The organism is Methylocystis sp. H62 (assembly GCF_015709515.1).
Lineage (GTDB): Bacteria > Pseudomonadota > Alphaproteobacteria > Rhizobiales > Beijerinckiaceae > Methylocystis.
Genome location: NZ_JADNQZ010000046.1, coordinates 105866 through 112485, shown reverse-complemented (window position 1 = coordinate 112485; position 6620 = coordinate 105866). Strand labels below are relative to the sequence as shown.

The window sequence follows — 6620 nt, the reverse complement described above, 5'->3', positions numbered from 1 at the left end:
GAAAACGGCAGGGCTCTCGGACCGCGGCGCGCGGCGTCTTTTCGATCGGCTCATTGAACTTGACGCGGTGCACGAACTGTCGGGGCGATCGAGCTTCCGGCTTTATGGGCTCTGAAGCGTTTCCAGCCGAAGTGGATGCCGGTTCGGCGCGGGAAACGCGTTTTGAAAATTGTTGTCGAGCAAAGTGCAAGCGGCTCCGATGAAGCAAACGCGGCAAGAAGAGGCGCAAACATGGGCCGCCCCCAAAATAACGAGCTGCACGACTCGTTTGATCCCGTGCTCATGGAGTTACCGGAAGCCGTGCGCTGGCGCGAGTGGATGGGGCGCGTCGAAGCCGTCATTTTCGCCGCGCCAAGCCCCGTACCGCGCGAGGCGCTCGCACGGGTCGTCGGCTCGACCTGCAACCTCGACGAGCTGATTGCCGACATCCGCGACGATTTGCGCGCAAGGCCATACGACCTCGTTTATGTCGCTGGCGGCTATCAACTGCGCACCAAGCCGCGCTTCGCGCCGGCGATCCGCACGGCGGGCGGCGGCGATCTGCGCGACGCCGGCGCCACCGAATTGACGCCGACCGAGATCCTGGCCGTGACCGCGATCGCCTATCTGCAACCCGCCACCCGCGCCGAACTCTCGCGGGTCGCCGGCAAAGAGATCAGCCGCGACGTTATCGGCGCGCTCAAGCGCCATGGCCTGATCGACGGGGCGTTGCGCGCGCCGGAGCCCGGCGCGCCTTTCGCCTATGTGACGACCAAGAAATTCCTGGAGGTCTTCGGCCTCGCCACGCTGCGCGAGCTTCCCGACGTCGAAAGGCTCGAAGACGAAGGACTCTTGGAGCCGCCGAGACCCGAGGCCGATCTCGACGCCGTTCTTTTCGCGGGAGAGGAGGATCTCAATGCGGCGAACGAAGCCGGAGAGCATTGGGAATGATCGGTGAGGGGAGTTCCGCTACTCACTGTCTGCTCGCCGCCCTTTCACGGCGAAAACAGGGGTTCGAATCCCCTTGGGCGCGCCACTTCGGTATAAAACTGCGAACGCCAGCAGCCGCCGATTCTACGCCCGCAGCGGCGACAAGTGTCCGTAGCAGTTCGGTTTTCGTCCCGAGGATGCGAATTTCGCTCGGGTCGACGACCTCGACGCGTTGCGCGAGCGCACGCAAATGGTCCCGCCGATAGGTTCCATCTTCGTTCCGCAGCTTGCGGCGAGCGGCGAGCGCGAACCGCCGCAAACTGTCCGACGTGATCGCCGGCCCGAGTCGCTCCACCGCTGAAGTTGCGCGCTCCGCGTCAGCCTGCGCTTGGTCGCGCACCGCGGTGAGTTCTGCAATGCGAGCTTTCAGCGACGGGTCGGCCATATCGACCACGCCGTTCTCGATCGCTTCGTAAAGACGCTTCAACTTCGCTTCCGCTTCGGCGGCGCGCTTGCGCAGCTCCGCGATGTGCCCGCGACGGCGTTCATTCCATTCCTCACGTCGCTCAAGCAATTGATCCATCATCGTCGTCAAACGCGCCGGATCGAGCAGCCGCCACTCCAGGTGATCGACGACGGCGCGATCGAGCTTGTCCATGGGCACTGTCAGACCGCGACACCCACGCTCGCCCTGCCGCGCCTTCGTCGAGCAGGTGTAGTAGCGATACATGCCGCCGGCGCTGCCCTTGCCGGTCCGTAGCGTCATCGCACCGCCACAGGATGCGCAGAAGCAAATCCCGGTCAGCAAAGTCGGGCCGCTCACCGCGCGCGGCGGCATCCATTTCGGACTGCGCGCCTTCAACGCCGCCTGGACCGCCTCGAACTCCACTTCGGTGATAATCGGCGGAACGTCCATGACAGCATGCTCGGCCTTAGGTTTTGCCGTGCGCGTTTTGTGATCGCGCGTATTGAACCGATGCTGCCCGATATAAGTCGTGCGCGTGAGGATCTGATGCACCGAGGCGATGCCCCAGCGGCCGCCGTCGCGGGTGCGGATGTTGCGCTCGTTCAAATGCGTCGTGATCGACTTAATGCCCATCGGGCCGCTGTCGCCGTCGCCGGTTAGCGCAAGTCGGTAGATCAGGCGCACCGTGTCAGCGTGGATCGGATCGATTTCCAGCTTCTTCTTGATCTTCGCGCCGCGCTGCTCTGCGGCCACGATGCGATAGCCAATCGGCGGCAGTGCGCCGTTCCAATAGCCCTGACGCGCATTCTCCTTCATGGCGCGCAGGGTGTGCTTGGCGTTCTCCTTCGACTGGTATTCGTCGAACAGCGTCATGATCTGACGCATCATCACGCTCATCGGATCGTCACCGAGGTCCTGCGTGATCGAGATCAGCCGCACGCCGTTCTTGGCGAGCTTGCGGACATAGAATTCGAACTGGAACTGGTCGCGGAAGAAGCGCGAAAAGGAATGGACGATGATGACGGTGAAGGTCGGCGGTTTCACCAGCGCCGCGTCGATCATCGCTTGAAACGCCGGCCGGCGATCGTCCGTGGCGGTGTTGCCGGTCTCAACGAATTCAGCCGCGACGTCCCAGCCCTTGGCGACGCAATAGGCCGTAATCTGCCGGCGCTGATCGGGGATCGACAGATCGCTCTCCGCCTGCCGCCCGGTCGAGACCCGCAAATAGAGGGCGGCGCGAGCAGCGCCGGCGACCGGGACCGCCTCATCACCAACGAGGACAGGACCGGTCATGAGCACATCTCTTCGTCATGCCTTGGGTCCGAAAATCCCGTCGAGCAAATCGGCGAAGTGCGCCTCCATGACTCGCAGCTCCGCATCGGTGATGGGCACGATGTCGGGCCAGTCGTCCGTGACCAAGATGGCCGACGGCTCGGTCTGAGGCGGTTTGGCGCGAGGCCGCGGCGGTTGCGCATAGTCAAAGAGATCGTCCGGCGCGGCGGACAATCTGGCGAAGCGATGTGGCGATCGTTGGCGGCTGCTGGCCATCCTGCAAGCATGCCGCCAGCTTTGCTCGCGCGGAACCATCCGACTCCACGCCATGGTCCGATGCGTAGGGTCGGCGGCAGCGACAAGCCATCGGCGCGTGCGGCGAACGCTGGCGCGTTGTCGGCGGGCCGCCATGAAGCCATCACGTCTAAAGATGTTTGGGCATTCGTCACGGCTACATCCTCTCCAATGCCGTCACCGCCGATGACGCCAGCAGGAACAGCCGGTTCGGACGCAATGGGAATCGACGGAAGCCAAGTCCTTCATAGAATGTTGCGGCCCGCTCATCCTTGGCATCGACCACGATGGCGAGCACCGCGAGCGCTTGGGCAGCGCCAAGGATGCGGCGCACCGCATCCGCCACCAGGAGATCGCCGAGGCCCTTGCCGCGCATGCGCGCGTCACGCGCCAAGCGTCCGATCAGCGCAGCCGGGACACCGTCGTCATAGCGCGGCAGCTTGCGCGCGATTTCTTCCGGCAGATCGTCGAGGTCCAGCTTGAACGCGCTGAGACTGTAGAAGCCCACGACGCCCAAATCCGAGTCCACAGCAATAAACACGCGCGCCACGTTGCGACGTTCGTCCTGGCTCGCCCGACGCCGGAACCAGTCGTCCAGTTCGGCCTGCCCGCAGGAGAACTTCGAGCGGTCGTGCTGCTTGCCCAGAGCTTCGAAGGTGATGGCCAACTTTCTTCAGCCCATGAGATCGCGATGGCGTCGAAGGGCGGCGATGAGCTTCTCGGATGGCTCAGGAGGATTCATCAACGCTTGGAAGAAAACCTCCCGATCCGCGCCGGTCAGGACCATGCGCTCGTGCTCGTCCAACACCCGGCGTGCGCCCTCATAGGCAAGGTCGCCCGCGGTCAGGCCGGTTACGGCCATGGCCCGTTGGATCAGCTCCTTGGCGGAGGCGCCGACGCGCAGTTCGATCCGTTCGCGTTTGATTTCGCGGTCCGATTTCCGACGATTTGAGGTTGCTGGCATGAGAAATCTCCTTCGTGCATAATGTACGGGATTATGCCGTGCGTTTCAACTCGTTTCTGTCGGGAAGTCGCCCGACAACCGCGCCGCCGCCGCTACGGGCATGGTCCGCCGACGTTTGAGAGTGAGAGGGCCGCGGCTGTCGCCGTGACGGGTTTGAGGTCGAGAGAGAGGCTCCCGGCCGGCCCGTCATGGAGATTCTGCCATGACCCAGACAAGCACCATCACCGATCGGGACGCCTTCGGTCCACCGCCGGTTTCGACCGGATATAAAGTCGACATCTCGCGCGGCGAACGAATTGGGCGCGTGTCGTCCGAATGGTTCTCACGGCCCGACGACGAGCGCTATCTGTCGCTCAGCGCCCTCTACGCCGCCGTTCGCGCACGCGCCGACCGCGCCACCGCCCGCACCGTCGAGACCCGGACCCTTCGTGTCGAGGCCAATCGCGATAACGCCGAACGCCTGGCCCTGATCGTGCCCGGCCGCGAGGAACCCATCGCTCCCACGCACTGGTCATTCGGCCAGATGTGCAGCTTGGTCGGCGCGCCCGCCAGCTACATGCGGCAGCTCCCCGCGCCGCTTGCCGGCATCAACATGCAGCACGGGCTGCTCTCGCACCGAGCCGAGCTGGTGAAGACGCTGGAGGCGGACGACGGGCGGATTGAACTGCGCGCTGTCACCGGCCCGGACTATGGCCGCATCTGGGACCATGAGCTGGTCGCCGCGGTCATGAAGATCGCCGGCGAAGGTACGGGCGATACGCGCTGGAAGGTGCCGGGCCTGCTCGACTGGTCGAGCATGACGCACAACCCGTTTGTCGAGGTGACCAAAGACACCACCACCCTCTACGCCTCCGATCGCGATGTCTTCCTCTTCCTTGTCGACGACGCACATCCGATCGAAGCCGGCCGCCTCCCCAACGGCGATCCCGATCTCTACTTCCGCGGCTTCTACTGCTGGAACAGCGAGGTGGGCTCCAAGACGCTCGGCATGGCGTCCTTCTATCTCCGTGCCGTCTGCATGAATCGCAATATCTGGGGCGCCGAAGGCTTCGAGGAGATCTCGATCCGCCACAGCAAGTTCGCCAGCCACCGCTTCGCGCATCAGGCGGCGCCAGCGCTGGAACGCTTCGCCACGTCATCGCCCGCGCCGTTTCTGGCGGGGATCAGGGCCGCTCGCGAGCAGATAGTTGCCCGCAAGGATGAGGATCGCGAGAGCTTCTTGCGCAAACGCGGCTTCTCGCGTCCGGAGACCGAGAAGATCATCGCCACCGTGCTGGAGGAAGAAGGGCGGCCGCCGGAGTCGATCTTCGATTTCGTCCAGGGAGTCACAGCGCTCGCCCGCGCCAAGCCGCATCAGGATGCGCGGCTGGAACTGGAGGGCAAAGCCGCGAAACTCCTTTCCAGCGTCCATTAGTGCTGGGAGGCGTGGAGCCGGGTCCGCGGCTCCACGCCTTTAGGTCCCGGGAACGGCGAAGTCGACCGGTCAATGCTGTTCCAGGCACGATCTGATGACGTAGTTCCACTCGCCGTGAAACGCTCCGCACTCGACCTTCAGTTCTCGCAGTTCCTTCTTTGAGATATCCTTGCCAGTGGGATAGCGCCGACGATCGAGTCGGACGCGCACGACGAGACCACCTCGGTTGGCCGTATTGCCAATGAGGTTGATGACGGTCTCGCAGGTCCGCAGAGGGCGTCCGCGCCGACCGCGAGATCGACGACTTCATGACGGTCCCGCGCCCGCGCCCAGGGTGAGGAGAAGCTCGTCCAGTTGCTCGAACGTCTCTCCCATCGCATCCGCCGCCCCGGTGCCGGCGGCGTCGAGAGCTTCCTTCGAGGGATAAAGCTCGTGCATGACCAGCAATGTCTTGCCGCCTGTTTCCGCGAAGGTCACCGTCGTGACCTGCCCATTCTCATCTTCCTCATTGGTCCAGACGAGGCGCGAGTGCGGTGTTACTTCCTTGTACGTGCCGAAGAACGCCGACTGTGAGTCCCCGTGTGCGAACTCCAAACGGTACCTGCCCCCGACACGAACATCCATTTCGCAGGAAAGCAGGGACATTCCCATCGACTTCGGCACCCACCACTGCCTGAACAGCTCGGGCTTGGTCCACGCCTCGAACACGAGGCGCGCCGGGCCGTTGAAGCTTCGCGTAACCACGAGCTCACGCTCGGACTTACGTTCCACCGTCGTGCGGTTCTTCATGGGGGTGGGCTCACTATCTCTTCTTTCGTCCATCGACCTTCTCCTTCCGTTTCAATTCCTCGACAATTTTGTCCAACGCGTCGAAGCGTGCGTCCCAGAGCTGGCGGTGCCTCTCGATCCAGGCCGCCTCTTGCTCCAGTCCGCGTAGGCCGAGCTTGCAGGTCCGCACGCGCCCGACCTTCTTCGTGGCGACGAGCCCCGCCTGCTCCAGGACGCCGACGTGCTTCTTCATGCCCGTAAGGGTCATGTGGAACTTCTCGGCAAGCTCCGTGATCGAAGCGTCCGCACGTCCGAGGTGCTCCAGAACGCCGCGTCGGGTGGCGTCCGAGAGCGCGGCGAACGAGGCATCCAAACGGGTCTGGGAATACTGAGCCATGTGGTTCAGTATGTAGCACACGGATTGGCGGGCATGCAAGTGGAGGCCGAGCGCGCGCAGCGTTGCCGGCCGCCTCCTCCCAAATCGACCTCATTTCGATGCAGATTCGATCGACTCGGCGATCCACAGGCCCTGG

The 6620-nt window shown here is 63.8% G+C and carries 9 protein-coding genes and 1 pseudogene; 3 read left to right on the top strand and 7 right to left on the bottom strand.

Annotated features, from left to right (window positions below):
- Together IYY11_RS06100 and IYY11_RS06095 are read left to right on the top strand one after the other, a co-directional pair.
- The coding region (locus IYY11_RS06100) for a DUF1403 family protein (RefSeq protein ID WP_196402628.1) at nucleotides 1–115 on the top strand (115 nt) is incomplete at its 5' end.
- 116 nt (nucleotides 116–231) lie between these two features.
- Nucleotides 232–930: an SMC-Scp complex subunit ScpB gene (locus IYY11_RS06095; protein WP_196402629.1), complete on the top strand. Its 699-nt coding sequence runs from the start codon at nucleotides 232–234 to the stop codon at nucleotides 928–930.
- Between the two features lie 22 nt (nucleotides 931–952).
- Here IYY11_RS06095 and IYY11_RS06090 read toward each other — a convergent pair whose 3' ends face one another.
- The 4 genes from IYY11_RS06090 to IYY11_RS06075 form a co-directional block, all read right to left on the bottom strand.
- Nucleotides 953–2668 (bottom strand): recombinase family protein, encoded by a 1716-nt coding sequence (locus IYY11_RS06090; protein WP_196402630.1) that lies wholly within the window; start codon nucleotides 2666–2668, stop codon nucleotides 953–955.
- Nucleotides 2669–2683: 15 nt separating this feature from the next.
- Nucleotides 2684–2923 carry a hypothetical protein gene (locus tag IYY11_RS06085; RefSeq protein WP_246719585.1) on the bottom strand — a complete coding sequence of 80 codons (240 nt, stop codon included), beginning with the start codon at nucleotides 2921–2923 and terminating at the stop codon, nucleotides 2684–2686.
- 175 nt (nucleotides 2924–3098) lie between these two features.
- Entirely contained in the window at nucleotides 3099–3608 is a 510-nt protein-coding gene (locus IYY11_RS06080) for a GNAT family N-acetyltransferase (RefSeq protein WP_196402631.1), read from the bottom strand.
- 6 nt (nucleotides 3609–3614) lie between these two features.
- Nucleotides 3615–3905, bottom strand: a complete 291-nt coding sequence (locus tag IYY11_RS06075) for a DUF1778 domain-containing protein (protein WP_196402632.1) — start codon at nucleotides 3903–3905, stop codon at nucleotides 3615–3617.
- Nucleotides 3906–4107: 202 nt separating this feature from the next.
- On the opposite strand from IYY11_RS06075, the gene IYY11_RS06070 reads away from it, so the two are divergent.
- Entirely contained in the window at nucleotides 4108–5319 is a 1212-nt protein-coding gene (locus tag IYY11_RS06070) for a DUF932 domain-containing protein (protein ID WP_196402633.1), read from the top strand.
- 69 nt (nucleotides 5320–5388) lie between these two features.
- Here IYY11_RS06070 and IYY11_RS23770 read toward each other — a convergent pair.
- The 3 genes and pseudogenes from IYY11_RS23770 to IYY11_RS06055 all read right to left on the bottom strand — a co-directional run.
- Nucleotides 5389–5598: pseudogene (locus IYY11_RS23770) on the bottom strand (ISAzo13-like element transposase-related protein); the annotation flags it as partial.
- Nucleotides 5599–5625: 27 nt separating this feature from the next.
- Nucleotides 5626–6141, bottom strand: a complete 516-nt coding sequence (locus IYY11_RS06060; protein ID WP_246719586.1) for an SRPBCC domain-containing protein — start codon at nucleotides 6139–6141, stop codon at nucleotides 5626–5628.
- Nucleotides 6122–6484, bottom strand: a complete 363-nt coding sequence (locus IYY11_RS06055; RefSeq protein ID WP_196402634.1) for a helix-turn-helix transcriptional regulator — start codon at nucleotides 6482–6484, stop codon at nucleotides 6122–6124. Before IYY11_RS06055 ends, IYY11_RS06060 begins: the two co-directional genes overlap by 20 nt.
- Nucleotides 6485–6620 lie beyond the last annotated feature (136 nt).

Excerpts from the sequence above, each read along its gene's own strand:
- IYY11_RS06095 (WP_196402629.1), top strand. The coding sequence starts at position 232 with ATGGGCCGCCCCCAAAATAACGAGCTGCACGACTCGTTTGATCCCGTG.
- IYY11_RS06090 (WP_196402630.1), bottom strand. The coding sequence starts at position 2,668 with ATGACCGGTCCTGTCCTCGTTGGTGATGAGGCGGTCCCGGTCGCCGGC.
- IYY11_RS06085 (WP_246719585.1), bottom strand. The coding sequence starts at position 2,923 with ATGGCCAGCAGCCGCCAACGATCGCCACATCGCTTCGCCAGATTGTCC.
- IYY11_RS06075 (WP_196402632.1), bottom strand. The coding sequence starts at position 3,905 with ATGCCAGCAACCTCAAATCGTCGGAAATCGGACCGCGAAATCAAACGC.
- IYY11_RS06070 (WP_196402633.1), top strand. The coding sequence starts at position 4,108 with ATGACCCAGACAAGCACCATCACCGATCGGGACGCCTTCGGTCCACCG.
- IYY11_RS06060 (WP_246719586.1), bottom strand. The coding sequence starts at position 6,141 with ATGGACGAAAGAAGAGATAGTGAGCCCACCCCCATGAAGAACCGCACG.
- IYY11_RS06055 (WP_196402634.1), bottom strand. The coding sequence starts at position 6,484 with ATGGCTCAGTATTCCCAGACCCGTTTGGATGCCTCGTTCGCCGCGCTC.